This window comes from Nonomuraea jabiensis (assembly GCF_014204795.1).
In the GTDB taxonomy this organism is placed as follows: domain Bacteria; phylum Actinomycetota; class Actinomycetes; order Streptosporangiales; family Streptosporangiaceae; genus Nonomuraea; species Nonomuraea jabiensis.
In genome coordinates this window covers 2244895-2262797 of the sequence record NZ_JACHMB010000001.1, presented here as the reverse complement: position 1 = coordinate 2262797, position 17903 = coordinate 2244895, and the positions used below count along the sequence as shown (strand labels likewise).

Below are 17903 nucleotides of genomic sequence, written 5' to 3'. Positions count from 1 at the left end.
TCGAGGCTTTCTTAAGTGCCCCCACAGCTCCGCTTCACGCCCCAGCAAAGGCGGGTCTGCGGACTCCGGATTGCTTAGAGCTGCATGATTCAAGCTATTTATCTGCATAAATGAGTACTAGCCTGACGTCTGCTGCGGCTGATTCGGGAAGGGACACCAGTGGAAGACCTGCGTATCGGAGTCATCGGCCTCGGGCTGCGGACGAGCCTCGCCCTGCACGCGCACCGGCCGGGCAGGGGCGCGATCGTGACCGCGCTGTGCGACTCCGACCCCGCGGTGCTCAAGAGCCAGGCGGGACGGTTCGAGGCGGAGTTCCTGACCGGGGACTACCGCGAGCTGCTCGACCGGCCCGACCTCGACGCGATCATCGTCAACACCCCCGACGACACCCACGAGCGCATCGCCATCGACTGCCTCCAGGCCGGCAAGGCCGTCTACCTGGAGAAGCCGATGGCGATCACCGTCGAGGGCTGCGACAACGTCCTGCGCGCCGCCCGCGACACCGGCACCCGCCTGTACGTGGGGCACAACATGCGGCACATGGGCGTGGTCCGGCTCATGCGCGACATCATCCGCAAGGGCGTCATCGGCGAGCCGAAGACCGTCTGGGTGCGCCACTTCGTCTCCTACGGCGGCGACTACTACTTCAAGGACTGGCACGCCGACCGCACCCGCACCACGGGCCTGCTGCTGCAGAAGGCGGCCCACGACCTGGACGTCATCCACTGGCTCGCCGGCGGCTACACGACCAGGGTGAACGCGTTCGGCGACCTCATGGTCCACGGCGACCTGCCGCGCCGCGAGCCCGGCACGCCGCGGCCCGACGGGTGGCTCCAGGAGTACGAGTGGCCGCCCACCTCGCGCACCGGCCTGCACCACGTCGTGGACGTCGAGGACGTGTCGGTGATGAACATGCGCCTGGACAACGGCGTCATCGCCGCCTACCAGCAGTGCCACTTCACGCCCGACTACGTCCGCAACTACACGGTCATCGGCACGGAGGGCCGCCTGGAGAACTTCGGGGACGAGCCAGGGGCCACGGTCAAGGTCTGGAACCGGGGGCCCACGGCCTACCGGGACGACTGCGACATCGCGTACAAGGTGCCGCCGGCGGATGGCTCGCACGGGGGAGCGGACGCGCAGATCGTGGCGGAGTTCTGCCGGTTCGTACGGGACGGCGGCGCGACGGACACCTCGCCGGTGGCGGCCAGGATGAGCGTGGCGGCGGGCTACCTGGCCACGATGTCGCTGCGGAACGGCGGCATGCCGTACGACGTGCCGCCCCTTGACCCGGAGCTGGCCGCGTACTTCGACAACGGCCAGCGCTGATCCGCGGAACCCGGTTCATAGGGACTTGACCGAGGCGTCCTCCGGCGGGAGCTCCCGGGGGGAGGCGCGCAGCCAGCGGGAGCCGTACGGGTCCAGCGGGAGCCGTACGGAGCCCTCGGCCGAGACCTCCAGCGTGCCGTCCACCAGGAGGTCCGTGAGCTGGTGGTTCTCGAGCCCCTCCAGGGTCAGCTCCACGTCCCTGACCGTGTCGCAGAGGTTGTGCGCGACCACCACCGTGGCCCCGTCGGCGTCGCAGCGGTGGGCGAGGACCGCCCGGTCGCCGGTCTCCAGCACGGTGTAGTCGCCCCACGCCAGCTCGGGGCACTCCCGGTAGCGCTCGATGAGCAGCTGGAACCAGCGCAGCAGCGAGTCCACGTCCCGCTTCTGGTCGGCGACGTTGACGCGGTCGGGCCCGAAGGAGCCCTCCGGGGTCTCGCGTACCGGCTCGGCCTGGGTGAAGCCGCCGTCCGCGGACCACTGCATCGGGATGCGGACCGCCATGCGGCCCTCCGCGTCGAGGTTGTCGCCCAGGCCGATCTCCTCGCCGTAGAAGATCACCGGGGTGCCCGGCAGCGAGAACAGCAGGCTGTAGGCCATCTTCATGCGCCGCAGGTCCCCGCCGAGCATCGTCGGCAGCCGGCGGCGCAGGCCGCGGCCGAAGATCTGCATGTCCTTGCTCGGGCCGAACGCCTCGAAGATCTCCTGCCGCTCCTCGTCCGTGAGCTTGTCTAAAGTGAGCTCGTCGTGGTTGCGCAGGAACATGGCCCACTGGCAGTCCTTCGGCGGCTCGGGGCGCTCGCGCAGGGCGTCGGCGAGGGGCGTGGCGTCGTTGCGCGCCAGCGACAGCCAGGCGTTCTGCATGCCGATGAAGTCGAAGCACATGGTGATCTGGTCGCCCAGGCCCTCTCCGAAGAACCGGGTCAGGTCCTTGTACGGGACGTTGACCTCGCCCAGCAGGATCGACCCGCCCTTGCGCCGCGTCATGAACGCCCGCAGGTCCGCCAGGAACTCGTGCGGGTTCGCCAGCTTCGGATCGACGTTCTCGATGAGGAACGGCACCGCGTCGACCCTGAACCCGGACAGCCCGAGCTCCATCCAGAAGCCGAGTATGCGCGTGATCTCGTCCCTGACCTCGGGGTTGCCGACGTTCAGGTCCGGCTGGTGCCGGTAGAAGCTGTGCAGGTAGTACTGTCCGGACCCCTCGTCGTACTGCCAGACGCTGTTCTCCTTGTCCGGGAAGACGACCTGCGAGGGGTCGTCGGGCTCCGGGGTGTCCGACCAGACGTACCAGTCACGCATGGGGGAGTCCCGGCTCGACCGGGCCTCCACGAACCAGGGGTGCTGGTCTGAGGTGTGGTTGACGACGAGGTCCGCGATCACCCGCAGCCCCCTGTCGTTGGCGGTGCGCATGAACTCCACGAAGTCGCCCAGCGTGCCCAGCCGCGGGTCAATGGTGTAGAAGTCGGTGATGTCGTATCCGTCATCCCGGTTGGGGGTGGGGAAGAACGGCATGAGCCAGAGGCACGTCACGCCGAGCCCCGCGAGGTAGTCGACCTGCTGCGTCAGCCCGCGGAAGTCGCCTATGCCGTCGTCGTTCCCGTCCTTGAACGTCTCCACGTCGAGGCAGTAGATGACGGCGTTCTTCCACCAGACGTCGGAGGTGTACGTCAGTCGCATGGGTGGCCGCTACCCGCCACAAGGGCGCTCAGGCCGCCGGATCCGCAGGAGGTTCAGGTACGGGTGCTCGCCTGGACGGCCTGCCTGGCCCGCAGCGCGATCTCCAGCTCGAAGCGGATGTCCGGGTCGGCGAGCTGGTCGCCGAACAGCTCCTCCAGCTGCCGCAGCCGGTAGCGCACGGTCTGCGGGTGCACGTGCAGCCTGGCGGCCACCTCGCCCGCGCCCCGGCCGTGCCGCAGCCAGGCCAGCAGCGTCTCCGCGAGCCGGTCCTGCTGGGCGGGCCGCAGGTCGGCCAGGGGCGCCAGCCGCGCCTGCGCCAGCGTGCCGACCAGCTCCTCGTCCTTGAACACCACCAGCGTCGCCATGTGGTCCGCGCACCGCAGCGGCCCCCGGGGCAGGATGCCGCGCCGCGACAGCTCCAGGGCCTCCCTGGCCCAGCGCAGCGAGGTCGCGGCGGCCGGGAGGGGCACGGCGGGGCCGATCGCGGCCTGGCGTCCGCGCAACGCCTGGTCGAGCAGCTGGGCCTGGCCGGGACCGGTGGGGTCGGGCGCGAGCAGGCAGGGCACGGGCCGGTCCAGCCCGGTGAGCACGTCGGGCGGCAGCGCGGGGGCGCGGTAGGCGGTGTGCCGGTCGTCGAACGCCACGCAGGCGACGGTCCTGGGCTGCCGCCACCCGGCGGCCCTGGCCAGCTCGGCGATGGCCTCCGCGCTGGCGGGCGGGCGGCTGAGCAGCAGGTCGAGCAGGCGGGCGCGGCGGCGCTCCGTCTCGCCCGCGGCGTGCGCCCTGGCCTCCTCGAAGCCCTCGGCCGCCGCGTCGGCGAGCTGGTCGAGGTAGACGAAGATGGCCTCGCCCAGGTCGTACAGGGTCTGCGGGGACAGGCGCAGCGGCTCGGCGAGCTCGGTCAGCCGCCGCCAGCAGACCCGGGCGCCGAGCCGCATCGCGGTCTGCAGCGGCTCGAGGTTGCGGCCCTCGGCCGCCTCGCCCCGGCCGATCAGGCGGAACGGCTCGGGGTCCCACGGGGCGCCCGGGGTCTCGACGCGGTCGAGAAAGCCCTCGATGGCCTGCTCGACCGCCATCCTGACGACCTTGATGTAGATCTCGTCCGATGGCCTGGCGTACTCGGGGATCCGGGTCTGGATCTCCTCGATCACCTCTGCCGAGACCCTGCCGATGCCCGCCCTGAGCGCCTGCACGGGGATTTCACTCGTGATGACCATCGTCCCTCCCGTCGCCATTGTGACCCAGGCAACAGGAGAGTGTGTAGCAAGAGCTTGTTTTTGTCACTTCTGGAGGAAGGCGGCGAACTCCTCCAGGCTGATCAGGCCGTCGCCGTCCTTGTCGAGCTTCTGCACGCCTTCCTGCGCGGCCTCCAGGGTCACCGGCTGGCCGAGCACCTCCATCAGCTTCACGAGCTCGACGGCGGAGATGCGGCCGTCCTTGTCGGCGTCGATGAGGTCGAAGGTGATGGCGTAGTCCTTCATGGGGTCGCTCATGGGGGGTCACCCTTCCACGTGAATGGATGTCGCGTCAGACCTTAGTCGTGACCTGCCGCAGCGCGTCGATGAATGCCATGACTTGCGGGCCGGCATCCCCTTCGCGCCACGCGATGGCGAGCTGCCCAGGAGGCAGCCCGCTAACCGGGCGGTAGGCCATCCCGGGCCGGTTGTAGAGCGCGGCGTTCCCCTCGGCGACCAGCACCACCCCGAGCCCGCTGGTCACGGCCTCGAACACCTCCTCCGGCGTGTTCGCGGTGAACCCGACGACGGGGTCGTCGTCGCGGGCGTCCCGCGCGAGCCAGAAGTCCCGCAGCGGCCCGGCCTCCGGCGGCAGGGCGATGAACGGCTCGTCGCGCAGCGCCTCGAACGGGATCTCCGCCAGCTCCGCGAGCGGGTGCCCGTCCGGCATGGCCACCCCTCTGTTCTCGGTGGCCAGCACGTACGTCCGCAGCCCCGGCGGCACCGGCAGCCAGATGAACGCCACGTCGGAGGACCCGTCGGCCAGCCCGCCGCTGGGGTCGTCCCAGCCCACCAGCCTGAGCGACACCTCCCATCCGGGCATCGCCGTACGGAAGCGCCGCAGCGCCTCCTGCTGCAGCCCCCTGCCCACGGCCGTCTGCATCCCGATCACCAGCGTCCCGGCGGGCGCCGCCGCCCGCGCGGACTCCACCCCGCTCGTCCACCGTTCGAGCAGGTCGCGGACGACCGGCAGGAGCGCCTCGCCCTGCCGGGTGAGCACCACGCCGCTGTGCACCCGCTCGAACAACCGGAACCCGAGCTGCCGCTCCAGCACCCTGAGCTGCTTGGACAGCGCCGGCTGGGACACGAAGAGCCGCTCCGAGGCCCGCGTCACGTTCAGCTCCTCGGCCACCGCCACGAAGTACCGCAGCTCACGCAGGTGCACATCCATAACCAATGGTTATACCAAGAGGTCTTGGACACGGCGGAGGCGCGCGCAGCAGGATCGCAGCCATGAAGACACGTACTCTTGGCAGCTTGCGAGTGCCCGCCATCGGCTTCGGCGCCATGGTCCTGTCGCCGGGCGTCTACGGGGAGGTCGACGACGCCCGCGCCGAGGTGGCGCTGAAGGCCGCGCTCGACGGTGGCGCGACCCACGTGGACACCAGCGACGCCTACGGCGTGGACGGCCACAACGAGCGCCTCGTGGGCCGGGCTGTCAAGGGCCGCAGGGACGAGGTGGTGGTCGCGACCAAGTTCGGGCTCGCGATCCCCGAGGGCGAGCCGAGCAGGTCGCACCCGGTCGGTTACGCGTTCAACGAGCTACGGGTGAACGCCGACCCCCGCCTGATCCGGCGCTACGCGGAGCGCAGCCTGCGCAACCTGGACACCGACGTGATCGACCTGTACTACTCGCACTATCCCGACCCCGCCGTGCCGATCGAGGACATGACCGGCGCGCTGGCGGAGCTGGTGCGGGACGGCCTGGTCAAGCACATCGGCCTGTCCAACGTGACGGCCGCCCAGCTCAGGGCCGCGCACGCGGTCCACCCCGTGACGGCCGTGCAGAACGAGTGGTCGATGTGGCGCCCCATCGACCCCGGCCTGCTGGCCGCCGCCCGGGAGCTCGGCGTGGGGATCGTGGCGTGGAGCCCGCTCGGCACCGGCTTCCTGACGGGCACCGTGCGGGAGCTCGCCGAGGGCGACTTCCGGCACAACGCGCCCCGCTTCTCGGCGGAGAACCTGGCCGGCAACAACGACCGCTACGCCCCGATCAGGGCCCTGGCCGCGCAGCTCGGCATCACGCCCGCCCAGCTCGCCCTGGCCTGGCTGCTGCACCAGGACGAGCACGTGGTGACCATCCCCGGCAGCCGCACTCCCGCCCACATCGAGGAGAACCTGGCGGCGGCCGACCTCACCCTCCACCCCGACACGCTGGCCAGGATCGACGCGGCCCTCGCGAAGTTCGAGGTGACGGGCGGGACTCTCCTGTGAACGCGGCCGGCCAGGGCGCGGATCGCGCTCCTGGCCGGTGGCGTACTTCTTCGGTGTGTCTCAGGCGGCGTGCAGGTAGACCTGGCCGAAGACCTCCGACAGGTTCTTCAGGTCGGTGGCCACGTCGACCTCGGGGTTGGCCGGGTCGTAGATGGTCGCCAGGCGGGGACGGACCGCGTCGAGCTTCTTGAGCTGGTCCCAGATGGCGTTGGCGGCCCACTTCTCGCCGTACATCCGGCTGACCTGGCCCTGGTCGTTCTGCCAGCGCGTCCACAGGGTGACCGTCTCGGCGGCGTCGTCCTGGAGCGGGGCGGCGATGCGCTCGGTGATCGCCTTGGTGGCCTGCTCCTCGGTGAGGTTGGAGGTGCCGGCGGCGGCGAAGGAGGCGTCCTCGCTGGCGATCTGCGCGTAGGCGTCCCAGGCGCGGGCGCGGACCTGGATCCACTGGTTGCGCTGGGCCTCGGTGGCGTCGATCTTCCAGGTGGCGTACTCGGTGCCCAGGTGGCCGTCGTCCAGGGAGAGCTGGTCGATCAGGCCCTTGGAGAGCCAGGCGCCGATGCGGTCGGGGTCGAGCAGCGGGTACTTCTTGGTCATCTCGGTCTTGCAGGCGTCGTTCGCGCCGCAGCCGAACAGCGGCACCACCGTGTGCGCCGACAGCTTCTTGCCCGGCATCGCGGTACGCAGCGCGACCGTGGCCTCATTGACGAACTTGTCCAGCTCGTCCGCCGTCGCGAACGTCTTGTTGTAGCCGAGCTGCGAGGTGAACCGGATGCCGATCACCCCGGGCTGCGCGGCGACCAGCGCGGCGATCTTCTTGACGCCCTCGGCCAGCTTGCCGGCCTTGTAGTCGTCGGCCAGCTCGGTCTCGATCCACAGGCGCATGGTGGTCTGGACGGCGGCCTGCGCGGCCTTGCCGGCCGGGGTCTCCATCGCGGACTGCTTCTCGGCGGCGCTGACGCCGGTGGGGTCGACGTAGCCGCACTGGTCGCCGTTCTGGCATTCAGGCGTGCCGCCGTCCTCGGCGCCCGGGACGTCCGGGGAGCCGCCGTCGTGCATCTCGCCGTCGCCCTCGGAGTCGGTCGGGCAGGAGTTGCCCTCTTCGGTGCAGTCCACCAGGATCGGGTTCCCGGGACCGGCCTCCTGCATGTGCTCGCCGTCGTTGTCCAGCCAGAACTTCGCGATGTCGGCGGCCTCCTCGGGGGTGGCCAGCCACCGGCAGACGACGTACGCCGGGGTGTCGCCGGACATCAGGTCGTTACAGCCTCGGGGGTCGTCCTCCGACCACGCCGGAATGCCGACGCCCAGGAGCGAGAGGGCTAATCCGATGACGAAGATCTGCCGTAGCCGCTGTCGCATGGCACCTTTACTTCCAGGGGATGATCGTGGGCATATCGCACACTATCCGGACGATCAATAACGTTCAATGAGATCTATGGCTTCTTCACGCACTATTCGACGCGAAGTAGCCGCGCCAGTAACGAGTCCTCAGTCGTCCACCTCGACCCACGTCCAGCCGGCGCCGCCGGGGTCGGCGCGTACCGCCCGGGTGCGCCCCGCCGCCACCTTCACCCATCCCGGCTGAGGGGGCTTGACGGGCACCGGCACCGGATCGGTGTCCGCGCCGAAGACGGCCGGCCGGCCCTTGACGGTGATCGCGGGCCGCCCGCCCGTCAACGGGCGCCGATCGCGCGGGGGAGCGAGCGCGGGCGGCTCGACCTCGGGGACAGGCGGGGACGCGGCAGGTGAGATCCCGGGGGAGCGCAGCGGCCACCAGCTCGCCGGTCCCAGCAGCCGCATGGCGGCGGGCACCAGCAGCAGCCGCACCAGCACGGCGTCCACCGCGACCGCCACGCACAGGCCCACCCCGAGCAGCCTCACCACCGCGATCCCGGCCGCCGCGAACGTGCCGGCGACCGCCATCACCAGCAGCGCCGCACCGATGATCACCTCCCGCGCCCCCGTCGCGGTTGTTCGCGCCTCCGAGACCAGGAACACCTGGTGGACGACCGACAGCCCGAACGCCACGACCCCGATGAGCAGCGCCACGGAGACGTCCAGGGGGCCGGCGAAACCCAGGAAGCCGCTCCCGGCCACCCAGCCGATCACCCCGAACGACGCCCCGGCGGACAGCACGCTCGCGACCACCGCCGGAACGGGCAGCACCAGCGACCCGAACGCGAGCGCCAGCACCAGGGCCATCGCCGAGCACACCACCACCGCCAGCCACGGCAGCGTGCCGGAGAGGCCGGCCAGGAGGTCCAGCCGCGCCGCGACGGGCCCGCCGACCACGACCTGCCGGACGTCCGGCCCAGCGGCCGCGGACCTGATCGCGGCGACCAGGTCTCCGGCCTGCGCCGACAGGGGATCGAGGTCGTGGCGGACGGCCAGGCGCACGGCACGGTTCGGCCGCGAGAGGCCCGCCGTCTCGACCCCGGTGACGTGCGGCAGCCGCTCCAGCCGCTCCGTGATGGGGCGGACGTCGAGCGCGGTGACGGCGGTGCCGTCCAGCGGCTCCACCACGACGTGCACGTCGATCGGCGACAGGGCGTTCCTGGCGAAGTCGCGCTCGATCGTCTCGGCCACCCGGCGGCCCTCGGAGGCGGCGGGCAGCGCCCGGTGGTCCGCGTTCCCGAACTCGGCCCCGGGCAGCGGCCCCGCCAGCGCGACCAGCGCGACCGTCACCGTCACCAGGTACACGACCGGCCGGCGCGCCCCGTCCCACAGCCCGCCGTCCCGCAGGCCGCCGTCCCGCCGTACGGGCATGGGCCTGACCCGCAGCGCGTCCACGCGCCGCCCGAGCACCCCCAGCAGGGCGGGCGCCACGAGCAGCGCGGCCACCGAGGAGACCAGCGCCACGCCCGCCGCCGCCGGCCCGAGCGAGCCCAGGAACGGCTGCGGGAACAGCGTCAGCCCCAGCAGCGACGCGGCCACGCACACCCCGGCCACGCCCACGGTCCGCCCGGCCGTGGCCAGCGTGCCCGCCACGGCCTGCTCGTTCGACGCCCCGCCCGCGATCTCCTCCCTGAACGCCCTGAGCAGGAGCAGCGAGTATTCGGCCGCCAGCCCGAGCCCGAGGAGCACGACGGCGTAGAACGAATAGACGGACACCGCCGGGAGCAGCGCCAGCGCGCCGAGCACCGCGAGCAGCCCCACGACCAGCGGCAGCAGGGCCGCCACCAGGCTCCCGAACACCACCACGAGCAGCACCAGCAGCACCGGCGCCGCGATGGCCCCCACCCGGGCCAGGTCGGCGGCGGCCGCGCCGTCGAGCTCGGCCTGCACCGGCACCGGCCCGCCGACCGCGACGCGCAGATTCTTGACGGTCCTGAGCCGCGCCGCGACGGCCGCGTAGCTCGCCCGCTTGGCGCCCTTCAGCGTGACGATCGCGTACGTCGAATGCCCGTCCCTGGACACCATCGCCTTCGACCCGGTCGTCCAGTACGTGACCATCCCGCGCACGTACTCGGCCGGCAGCCCGCGCAGCGAGTCGTGCACCGCCTTCTTGTAGCGCGGGTCGCGCACCTTGACCGACGGGTGCCGGTAGAGGACGACCACGTCGGGGCTCTGGCCGGCGTACCACTCCGCGCTCCAGCGCGCGGCGGTCGCCGAGTCGGCGCGCGGGTCCTCGAAGCCGCCGCCCACCGCCCGCCCGGACAGTGCCAGCGGCGCGACGAGCAGGGCCGCCACCAGGCTCAGCGCCAGCAGCGTCCATCTACCGCGATAGACCAGCCGCCCCAATGGAGTCCCCTCGCCGACAGCAGGGTCCTAGCAAATTACGGGAGATCGAGTCTGGATTCTTGCCAAACGCGCACATATTCCGCTTCCGCTCTTGTCAGCGGACCAATATTCAGGCGACAGCGGCGAGAGAACTCGGCAGAATAGCGGGGTTTGACTGTTTTCAGGGGGGCGTGCCGGTGCACAGTTATCTCAGCGATCTCGGGCTGCTCCGGGATCGCCGCTTCGCGCTGCTGCTGTCGGCGCGGACCCTCTCGGTCCTGGGCAGCGCGTTCGCACCGGTGGCCCTGGCGTTCGGCGTGCTCGGCCTGCCCGGCGCCACCGCCGCGACGCTGTCCGTCGTGCTCACCGCCGAGTCGGTGCCCATGATCGTGTTCATCCTGTTCGGCGGGGTGCTGGCGGACCGGCTGCCGCGCAAGTGGGTGATGATGGCCGGCGAGTCCCTGATGGCGGCGGGGTTCTTCGCGCTGGCCGCGATGCTGCTCACCGGCTGGACCCCGCTGCCGGCGCTGTCCGCGGCGGCGGCGGTGACCGGGGTGGGCATCGCGATCATGTTCCCGGCGCTGACCGGGATCATCCCCGAGGTCGTGCCGCCCGACCGGCTGCAGGCCGGCAACGCCCTGCTCGGCCTGGGCCAGAACGCCGCGCGGGTGGCGGGCGCGGTGCTGGGCGGCTTCACGGTGGTGCAGGTCGGCGGAGGCTGGGCGCTGGTGGTGAGCGGCGCGATGTTCGCGGTGGCGGGCGCGCTGCTGGCGCTGCTGCGGATGGAGCCGGTCGCGAGCCGGCGCGAGCGGCACTCGGTGCTGGCCGACCTGCGGGACGGCTGGCGGGAGTTCAGCTCGCGGCAGTGGATCTGGGTGGTGGTGGCGCAGTTCTCGCTGCTGGTCATGGCCATCCAGGCCGGTCACGGCGTGCTCGGCCCGCTGATCGCGAAGGAGACGCTGGGCGGTCCCGCGGGCTGGTCGGCGTTCCTGGCGGGCGAGGCGGTCGGGACGATCGTCGGCGTGCTGGTCGCGATGCGGCTGCGGCCGCGCCGGCCGATCCTGGTGGGCGTGCTGCTCTGCCTGCCGTCCGCGCTGCCGTACGTGCTGCTCGGGCTGGACGCGCCGCTCTGGGCGATCGTGACCGGGGCGTTCGTGCTGGGCGTGTGCTTCGACGTGTTCGGCGTGCTGTGGCAGACCACGATGCAGCGCGAGATCCCGGCCGAGTCGCTGTCGCGGGTGAGCTCGTACGACCTGCTCGGGTCGATGATGTTCGGGCCGATCGGGCTGCTGCTGGCGGGGCAGGCGGCCGACCTGTTCGGCACGGAGGAGACGCTGCTCGCCTGTGCCGTCATCATCGTGCTGTCCACCCTCGCCGCCCTGCTGGCTCCGGGGGTGCGCAACCTGCGCGCCCCCGAGCGGGAGCCGATCTCAAGCTGACCTGAAGTAGGCGTTGGCCCTGGGCTGGAACATCAGCGTCACCGCCCCCAGCACGGCCACCACGTGCAGGATCCTGCTGCCCGCGAAGACCAGCTCCATCGCGTCCGCCCCGGCGACGGCCTCGGCGATCGAGCCGCCGGCCAGCAGCCACTGGACGGGGCCGATCACGAGCGAGAGCGTGCCGAAGACGCCGAGTGTCACGGCGAGGATCGGGCGGGTCCAGTTCGCCCCGGCCTTGAGCCGCAGCGCCAGGAAGGCGGCCCCCGCGAACACCGCCAGCCGGATCCCGACCTGCGGCAGCAGTTCGGCGAGCGTGGAGGCGCCCGTGTACAGCTGCTCGGAGACCACCAGCACGGTCTCCAGCGCCCCGAAGGCGACGGCGACCAGCCAGAGCATGGCGGCGGTGTGGACGACGGGCGGCGGGTCGGTTCTGCGGGTGTCGTCGAGGACGGTGGTCATGGCGTGGCCTCCAGAGGTGAAGTGACTACGCCTGAAGTGTCCGCTTTCGGGCGGGGTGGGGGCATGCCCGCTGTCCGCCGAGTTCAGGTGAGGCGAGCCCTACCACGCGATCGCCGGGAGGCTCAGGCGATGATGAGCCGTACCACGACGCCCGCGCAGTTTCCCGCCACGCAGATCCGCACCGGCACCTCGGAGATGCCCGCGGCCGCGGGCACGCCGCTCACGTGGCCGTCGGGCCCGATGACCACGTCGCGGGGCAGCTTGGCGCGGTCGGTCACGGTGAACGTCGGTATCACGCCGGACGGGCCGCCGTTGATGCCGATCTCGCCGCTCAGCGGGGTGCCGACCCGGCCGGGGAAGGTCAGCTCGCGCGGCTCCCACGGCACGTTGCCGAGCACGACGAAGGTGAGCCGCTGGCTCTGGCACGACTGTCCCGCGCACATCCGGACGGCGGCGAGGTACGTGCCGGAGCGCTGCGGCGTGCCGTACAGCTCGCCGCCCTGGTCGACCTTGATCCCGACGGCGAGGTAGCCGGGGCGGAACGAGACGCCCTTCGCGGTGGGCAGGAGCCGCTGGTGCACCTCGATGCCCTCGGTGACGTAGAAGGTGTCCTCGACCAGGCTCTCGTGCACGGGGTCGAGGGGGAGCTGCCGGGACATCGGCGTCATGGTGAGCGAGGGCACGGCGGCGGACAACGCGCACACGGCAAAGCCCGCGAGCAGGAACACCCACCACAGCCGCATAGCCACCCCCCACCTTTCCCTCGTTCAGTACCCTCACCAGCGCGAACAGTCACTGGATAATCGATGGCATGGCCGCTGAATCCGCTCAGACCCTGGAACGCGGGCTTCGCCTGCTGAGACTGCTCGCCGACGGGAGGGGCGGCCGGACGCCGACCGAGCTGAGTGCCGAGCTGTCGCTGAGCCGTCCCGTGGTGTACCGGCTGCTGACGACGCTGATGAGCGAGGGGTTCGTGCGGCGGGACGCCGAGGGGCGGGTGCACCTCGGGTTCGGGGTGCTGGTGCTGGCGCAGGCCGTTCAGCCGCTGCTGCGGGCCGCGGCGGTGCCGACGCTGCGGCGGCTGGCCGAGGACGTGGGGGCGACCGCGCACCTGACCGTGGCCGAGGGCGACGACGGGCTGGCCGTGGCGGTGGTGGAGCCGTCCTGGACCGACATGCACGTGGCCTACCGCGAGGGCTCGCGCCATCCGCTGGCGAAAGGCGCGGCGGGGCAGGCGATCCTGGCGCTGCGCGGGGGGCGTGACGACTACTTCGCGACGGAGGGGCAGTTGCAGGAGGGTGCGCGGGGCGTCGCCGCGCCTGTCACCGGCTTGCCCTGGTTGGAGGCGTCGGTGGGGGTGGTGACGTTCGGGCCGCTCGAGGAGTCCGCAGGCCCTCGGGTGGTCGCCGCCGCGGCCGAGCTGGCCGCCGCGCTGGGTTGACATCTCCAGGCCGATGGCGGACGGTTGTCACATATAGAGGACATATTCGTCCGATAAACGGACACTATGGAGGCAGCGGATGCCGTACTACCGCGTCGTTGGGGAGGTGCCGCGCAAGCGGCACGTGCAGTTCAGACGGCCGGACGGCGGTCTCTACGCCGAGGAGCTCATGGGCGAGGAAGGCTTCTCGTCCGACTCCTCGCTGCTCTACCACCGCTACCTGCCGACCGCGATCGTCAAGGCGGAGGCGGTCACGCCGACGGTGGAGACCCGGCTGGAGCCCAACCTGCCGCTCTCGCCGCGCCATTTCCGCACGCAGGAGCTGTCCAGCGCGGGCGACCTGGTCACGGGGCGCATGCTGCTGGCGGGCAACGGCGACGTCCGATTGTCGTACGCCACCAGCGACCGGCCCAGCGAGCTCTACCGCAACTCGATGGGCGACGAGTGCGTCTACGTGCAGGGTGGCCGGGTCCGCTTCGAGTCCACGTACGGCGTGATCGGGGCCGGCGAGGGCGACTACGTCGTCATCCCGACCGGAACGATCCACCGCTGGGTGCCGGACGGCCAGGTCAGCGTGCTGGCCATCGAGGCGGCCGGGCACATCAGGCCGCCCAAACGCTACCTGTCGCAGTACGGGCAGTTCCTGGAGCACGCCCCCTACTGCGAGCGCGACCTGCGCAGCCCCGCCGAGCCGTTCACGGTCGAGGGCGAGGAGGTGCCGGTGCTGGTGCGCACGCGGGGCGGGCTGAGCCGGCTGGTCTACCGCAACCACCCGTTCGACGTGGTGGGCTGGGACGGCTACCTCTACCCATTCGCGTTCAACATCGACGACTTCGAGCCGATCGTGAAGAAGACCCACGCGCCGCCGCCCGTCCACCAGACCTTCGAGGGGCCGGGGTTCGTGGTGTGCTCGTTCTGCCCGCGGCCGCTCGACTTCCACCCGGAATCCGTGCCGATCCCGTACAACCACCACAATGTGGACTCCGACGAGTTCATGTTCTACGTGGGCGGCGACTACTCCGCCCGCAAGGGCTCGGGCATCGACATCGGCTCCATCTCGCTGCATCCCGCCGGGTTCACCCACGGGCCGCAGCCCGGCGCGGTCGAGGCGGTGATCGACGCGGTCTCCCGCGGCATCACGACGACGAGCGAGAAGGCCGTCATGGTGGACACCTTCCGCCCGCTCGACCTCGGGCAGGGCGCGCTGTCCTGCGAGGACACCGGCTACGCGTGGACCTGGTCACGATGAACGTCTACACCGAACTCGTGGACGACGCGGGCCTGTTCCCGCCGACGTCCCTGCACATGGACGAGGCGCTGGCCCGCAACCGGCGCGACCTGGAGCACGGCAGCGCCGTGCTCACCCACCGGTTCCTGTGCCCGGCCAGCCGGCTGCACCGGCTGCGGGACATGGAGTACCGGCCGCGGCGGATCGGGCTGATCCTGGACCAGGAGGAGGTGCCTCCCTTCGACGACCTGCCCGTGGACTTCGTCGAGACCGTGCTGCCGCCGGGCCTGACGATCGAGGCGCTGGCCGGCCGGCTCGAGCTGCCGGCGGGCGTGCGGCTCTTCGTGGAGGTGGCGGCGGGGAAGGTGAGCGTCGAGGTGCCCGAGGGGGTGGGGCTGAAGGTGCGCTGCGGCGGACCGGCGGCCGACACCTTCCCACCGGCGGAGCACCTGGCGGCGTTCATCGGGTTCTGCGTCGAGCACGACGTCCCGTTCAAGGCCACGGCCGGGCTGCACCACGCCGTACGCCACTTCGACCCCGCGCTGGGCGTCGACCGGCACGGCTTCCTCAACCTGCTGCTCGCCGTCTGCGAGGCCGTGGACGGGCGCGACCCGGTGCCCGTGCTGCGGGCCACCGACGTCGGGCATCTCGTACGGCTCGCGCAGGCCGTACCCGACGAGACCGCGAAACGGGCGCGGCGGCTGCTGGTGAGCTACGGCTCGTGCAGCACCAGCATCCCCGTCGAGGACCTGCGCACCCTGGGACTGATCGCGTGACGGAGGAAAATTTCGTGAGCTGGGGAGTGGACAACCTGCCCTACGGCGTGTTCTCGCGTCCGGGCCAGTCGCCCCGCGTGGGCGTCCGGTACGGCGACAGGGTGCTCGACCTCGCGCCCGCCCTGCATGACGAGGTCTTCGACGCGCCCTCGCTCAACCCGTTCATGGCCCGCGGGCGGACGGCCTGGCACGACACCAGGACGCTGATCCGCAACAAGCTCACCGGCGACCTCGCCGTGACCGAGCGGCACCTGGTCCCGCTGGAGCAGGTGCGGCTGCACATGCCGTTCGAGGTGGCCGACTACGTCGACTTCTACTGCTCGATCGACCACGCGAGCAACATCGGCCAGATCTTCCGGCCCGGCACCGAGCCGCTGCAGCCCAACTGGCGGCACCTGCCCGTCGGCTACCACGGCAGGTCCGGGACGGTCGTGGTCTCGGGCACGCCGGTCAGGCGCCCGCACGGCCAGCTCGGGCGCGGGGCGTTCGGGCCGTGCGCGAAGCTGGACATTGAGGCGGAGCTGGGGTTCGTGGTGGGCGTGCCCACCGAGCTCGGCTCGCCCGCCGGGGCCTTCGAGGACCACGTGTTCGGGGTGACGCTGGTCAACGACTGGAGCGCGCGTGACATCCAGGCATGGGAGTACGTGCCGCTGGGGCCGTTCCTGGCCAAGTCGTTCGCCACGTCGATCTCGCTGTGGATCACGCCGCTGGAGGCGCTGCCCCGCGTCCCCGGCCCCGCCCAGGACCCGGCACCGGCCGACTATCTGCGCAGGCGAGGGGACTGGGGGCTGGACATCTCCCTGGAGGTCCTGCTCAACGGGGAGGTCGTGTCGCGGCCCCCGTACGCGAGCATGTACTGGACGCCCGACCAGATGCTCGCGCACATGACGGTGAACGGCGCCTCCCTGCGGACCGGCGACCTGTTCGCCAGCGGCACAATCTCGGGGCCCTCGCGCGGCGAACGCGGCTCCCTCATCGAGCTGACCTGGAACGGGACCGACCCGCTCAAGCTCGCGAGCGGTGAGACGCGCTCCTTCCTGGAGGACGGGGACACGGTGACGATCCGGGCCACCGCCGGCGCCCTGACATTGGGGGAGGTTTCCGGAACTGTCGTATAGGTGACTCAGCGTGCTTGACCGCTGACTCGCCGCTACCCTGATGTCACCCCTTCCCTCGGACAGCAGGAGTGACATGCGGCGTGCCGTGCTGACTTGTGTCGCCTTCCTCCTCCTGGCCTGCGGCTGCTCCTCGGCGCCGGCCAGGGCCCCGTCCCCGCCCCCGGTGGTGCGGGTCTCGCCCGCGTTCGACTCCAAGCGGGCCCGCACCGACCGCGGCCTGGTGGTCAGGGCCCGCGGCGGCACGCTCAGCCAGGTGCTGGTCTCGGAGGGCGGGGAGCAGGTGCCCGGCCGGCTCGACGGCACCCACACGACGTGGCGCTCGGCCTGGACGCTCAAGCCCGCGGCCGAATACTCGGTGACCGTCACGGCCGCCGGCGCCCGCGGCCCGGCCACGGTCGCCGTCGGCCGCTTCCGCACCCGGCCCGCGGCCAGGACGTTCCAGGTGGCCGCGACGGCGCCGCTGCCGGGCGAGACGGTCGGCGCCGGCATGCCGATCATCATCGACTTCGACACTCCGGTGGAGGACAAGGCGGCCGTCGAGCGGGCGCTGGAGGTCCGGGCGGCGACGCCGGTCGAGGGCGCGTGGCGGTGGATCAGCGACACCCAGGTGGTCTACCGCACCCGCCGGTTCTGGCCGCCCCACCAGCAGGTCACGGTCACCGCGCACCTGGCCGGCGTACCCGCGGGCGGCGGCGTCCACGGCACCACCGACTCCACCTTCGCCTTCACCGTCGGGCGCAGGCAGACCAGCACGATCGACACCCGGACCCACCAGATGGTCGTCCGCCGCGACGGTGAGATCGCGCAGCGGATGGCCATCAGCGCGGGCATGGCCACCACCCCCGAATACACCACGACCAGCGGCATCCACCTGACCATGGACAAGGGCAACCCGGTCCGCATGATCTCCCCGGGGCGCGTCAAGGGCGAGCCCGGCTTCTACGACATGCTGATCGACCACGCCGTGCGCATCTCCAACAGCGGCGAATACGTGCACGCCAAGGACAACGTGTGGGCGCAGGGCCGGGCCAACGTCAGCCACGGCTGCATCAACGCCAGGCCCGACCAGGCGGCCTGGTTCTACGGCACCTCCCTGCGCGGCGACCCGGTCACGATCGTCGGCACCGACCGGGAGCTCGCCTGGGACAACGGGTGGGGTTTCTGGCAGCTCCCGTGGGAGAAGTGGCGGCAGGGAAGCGCCCTGCTCGAAGCGGGTCCGGTGGACGCACGGGTGCCGTCAGGTTGATTCCGGGACTACGGTAGAGAGGGG

The 17903-nt window shown here is 71.5% G+C and carries 16 protein-coding genes; 8 read left to right on the top strand and 8 right to left on the bottom strand.

All coding sequences use genetic code 11. The features are described 5' to 3' along the window. The first annotated feature begins 159 nt into the window (after positions 1–159). A complete protein-coding gene (locus HD596_RS09665) occupies positions 160–1329 on the top strand; it encodes a Gfo/Idh/MocA family protein (RefSeq protein WP_185068934.1) in 1170 nt (389 codons plus the stop codon). Between the two features lie 15 nt (positions 1330–1344). Here HD596_RS09665 and HD596_RS09660 read toward each other — a convergent pair whose 3' ends face one another. The 4 genes from HD596_RS09660 to HD596_RS09645 all read right to left on the bottom strand — a co-directional run bounded on the left by HD596_RS09660 (position 1345) and on the right by HD596_RS09645 (position 5412). Beyond that, on the bottom strand, positions 1345–3006 hold the full coding sequence (locus tag HD596_RS09660; protein ID WP_185068933.1) for an alpha-amylase family protein: 1662 nt from the start codon (positions 3004–3006) through the stop codon (positions 1345–1347). Positions 3007–3059: 53 nt separating this feature from the next. Next, positions 3060–4223 (bottom strand): PucR family transcriptional regulator, encoded by a 1164-nt coding sequence (locus HD596_RS09655; protein WP_221519260.1) that lies wholly within the window; start codon positions 4221–4223, stop codon positions 3060–3062. A 63-nt stretch (positions 4224–4286) separates the two neighbouring features. Beyond that, positions 4287–4499, bottom strand: coding sequence for an EF-hand domain-containing protein (locus HD596_RS09650; RefSeq protein WP_185068931.1), 213 nt, complete (start codon positions 4497–4499; stop codon positions 4287–4289). A gap of 34 nt (positions 4500–4533) precedes the next feature. Further along, entirely contained in the window at positions 4534–5412 is an 879-nt protein-coding gene (locus HD596_RS09645; RefSeq protein WP_185068930.1) for a LysR family transcriptional regulator, read from the bottom strand. Positions 5413–5504: 92 nt separating this feature from the next. Here HD596_RS09645 and HD596_RS09640 point away from each other — a divergent pair, with 92 nt between their 5' ends. Continuing rightward, complete coding sequence (locus HD596_RS09640) at positions 5505–6455, top strand: aldo/keto reductase (protein ID WP_313047520.1); 951 nt, start codon at positions 5505–5507, stop codon at positions 6453–6455. Positions 6456–6515: 60 nt separating this feature from the next. Here the strand turns inward: HD596_RS09640 and HD596_RS09635 are convergent, their stop codons facing one another. Beyond that, positions 6516–7811: a hypothetical protein gene (locus HD596_RS09635; protein ID WP_185068928.1), complete on the bottom strand. Its 1296-nt coding sequence runs from the start codon at positions 7809–7811 to the stop codon at positions 6516–6518. A gap of 129 nt (positions 7812–7940) precedes the next feature. Next, positions 7941–10193, bottom strand: coding sequence for an MMPL family transporter (locus HD596_RS09630; RefSeq protein ID WP_185068927.1), 2253 nt, complete (start codon positions 10191–10193; stop codon positions 7941–7943). A 176-nt stretch (positions 10194–10369) separates the two neighbouring features. On the opposite strand from HD596_RS09630, the gene HD596_RS09625 reads away from it, so the two are divergent. Further along, positions 10370–11611, top strand: a complete 1242-nt coding sequence (locus HD596_RS09625) for an MFS transporter (protein ID WP_313043423.1) — start codon at positions 10370–10372, stop codon at positions 11609–11611. Here HD596_RS09625 and HD596_RS09620 read toward each other — a convergent pair. Together HD596_RS09620 and HD596_RS09615 are read right to left on the bottom strand one after the other, a co-directional pair. Next, positions 11603–12070 carry a hypothetical protein gene (locus HD596_RS09620; protein ID WP_185068925.1) on the bottom strand — a complete coding sequence of 156 codons (468 nt, stop codon included), beginning with the start codon at positions 12068–12070 and terminating at the stop codon, positions 11603–11605. The genes HD596_RS09625 and HD596_RS09620 overlap by 9 nt on opposite strands. Before the next feature lie 122 nt (positions 12071–12192). Next, positions 12193–12813, bottom strand: coding sequence for a hypothetical protein (locus tag HD596_RS09615; protein ID WP_221519259.1), 621 nt, complete (start codon positions 12811–12813; stop codon positions 12193–12195). A 68-nt stretch (positions 12814–12881) separates the two neighbouring features. On the opposite strand from HD596_RS09615, the gene HD596_RS09610 reads away from it, so the two are divergent. The 5 genes from HD596_RS09610 to HD596_RS09590 all read left to right on the top strand — a co-directional run bounded on the left by HD596_RS09610 (position 12882) and on the right by HD596_RS09590 (position 17879). After that, the gene (locus HD596_RS09610) at positions 12882–13511 is read left to right on the top strand and encodes a helix-turn-helix domain-containing protein (RefSeq protein WP_185068923.1); all 630 of its coding nucleotides are present in this window, start codon (positions 12882–12884) and stop codon (positions 13509–13511) included. A gap of 79 nt (positions 13512–13590) precedes the next feature. Further along, positions 13591–14760 carry a homogentisate 1,2-dioxygenase gene (locus HD596_RS09605; protein WP_185068922.1) on the top strand — a complete coding sequence of 390 codons (1170 nt, stop codon included), beginning with the start codon at positions 13591–13593 and terminating at the stop codon, positions 14758–14760. Beyond that, on the top strand, positions 14742–15515 hold the full coding sequence (locus HD596_RS09600) for a hypothetical protein (protein ID WP_313043419.1): 774 nt from the start codon (positions 14742–14744) through the stop codon (positions 15513–15515). The genes HD596_RS09605 and HD596_RS09600 overlap by 19 nt, the downstream gene beginning before the upstream one ends. 14 nt (positions 15516–15529) lie before the next feature. Further along, entirely contained in the window at positions 15530–16633 is a 1104-nt protein-coding gene (gene fahA / locus HD596_RS09595; RefSeq protein WP_185068921.1) for a fumarylacetoacetase, read from the top strand. A 73-nt stretch (positions 16634–16706) separates the two neighbouring features. Then, a complete protein-coding gene (locus tag HD596_RS09590; RefSeq protein ID WP_185068920.1) occupies positions 16707–17879 on the top strand; it encodes a L,D-transpeptidase in 1173 nt (390 codons plus the stop codon). Positions 17880–17903 lie beyond the last annotated feature (24 nt).

Bases quoted from the DNA above. Each gene is read 5' to 3' on its own strand.
- HD596_RS09660 (WP_185068933.1), bottom strand. From the start codon at position 3,006: ATGCGACTGACGTACACCTCCGACGTCTGGTGGAAGAACGCCGTCATC.
- HD596_RS09655 (WP_221519260.1), bottom strand. From the start codon at position 4,223: ATGGTCATCACGAGTGAAATCCCCGTGCAGGCGCTCAGGGCGGGCATC.
- HD596_RS09650 (WP_185068931.1), bottom strand. From the start codon at position 4,499: ATGAGCGACCCCATGAAGGACTACGCCATCACCTTCGACCTCATCGAC.
- HD596_RS09645 (WP_185068930.1), bottom strand. From the start codon at position 5,412: ATGGATGTGCACCTGCGTGAGCTGCGGTACTTCGTGGCGGTGGCCGAG.
- HD596_RS09635 (WP_185068928.1), bottom strand. From the start codon at position 7,811: ATGCGACAGCGGCTACGGCAGATCTTCGTCATCGGATTAGCCCTCTCG.
- HD596_RS09620 (WP_185068925.1), bottom strand. From the start codon at position 12,070: ATGACCACCGTCCTCGACGACACCCGCAGAACCGACCCGCCGCCCGTC.
- HD596_RS09615 (WP_221519259.1), bottom strand. From the start codon at position 12,813: ATGCGGCTGTGGTGGGTGTTCCTGCTCGCGGGCTTTGCCGTGTGCGCG.
- HD596_RS09610 (WP_185068923.1), top strand. From the start codon at position 12,882: ATGGCCGCTGAATCCGCTCAGACCCTGGAACGCGGGCTTCGCCTGCTG.
- HD596_RS09605 (WP_185068922.1), top strand. From the start codon at position 13,591: ATGCCGTACTACCGCGTCGTTGGGGAGGTGCCGCGCAAGCGGCACGTG.
- HD596_RS09590 (WP_185068920.1), top strand. From the start codon at position 16,707: ATGCGGCGTGCCGTGCTGACTTGTGTCGCCTTCCTCCTCCTGGCCTGC.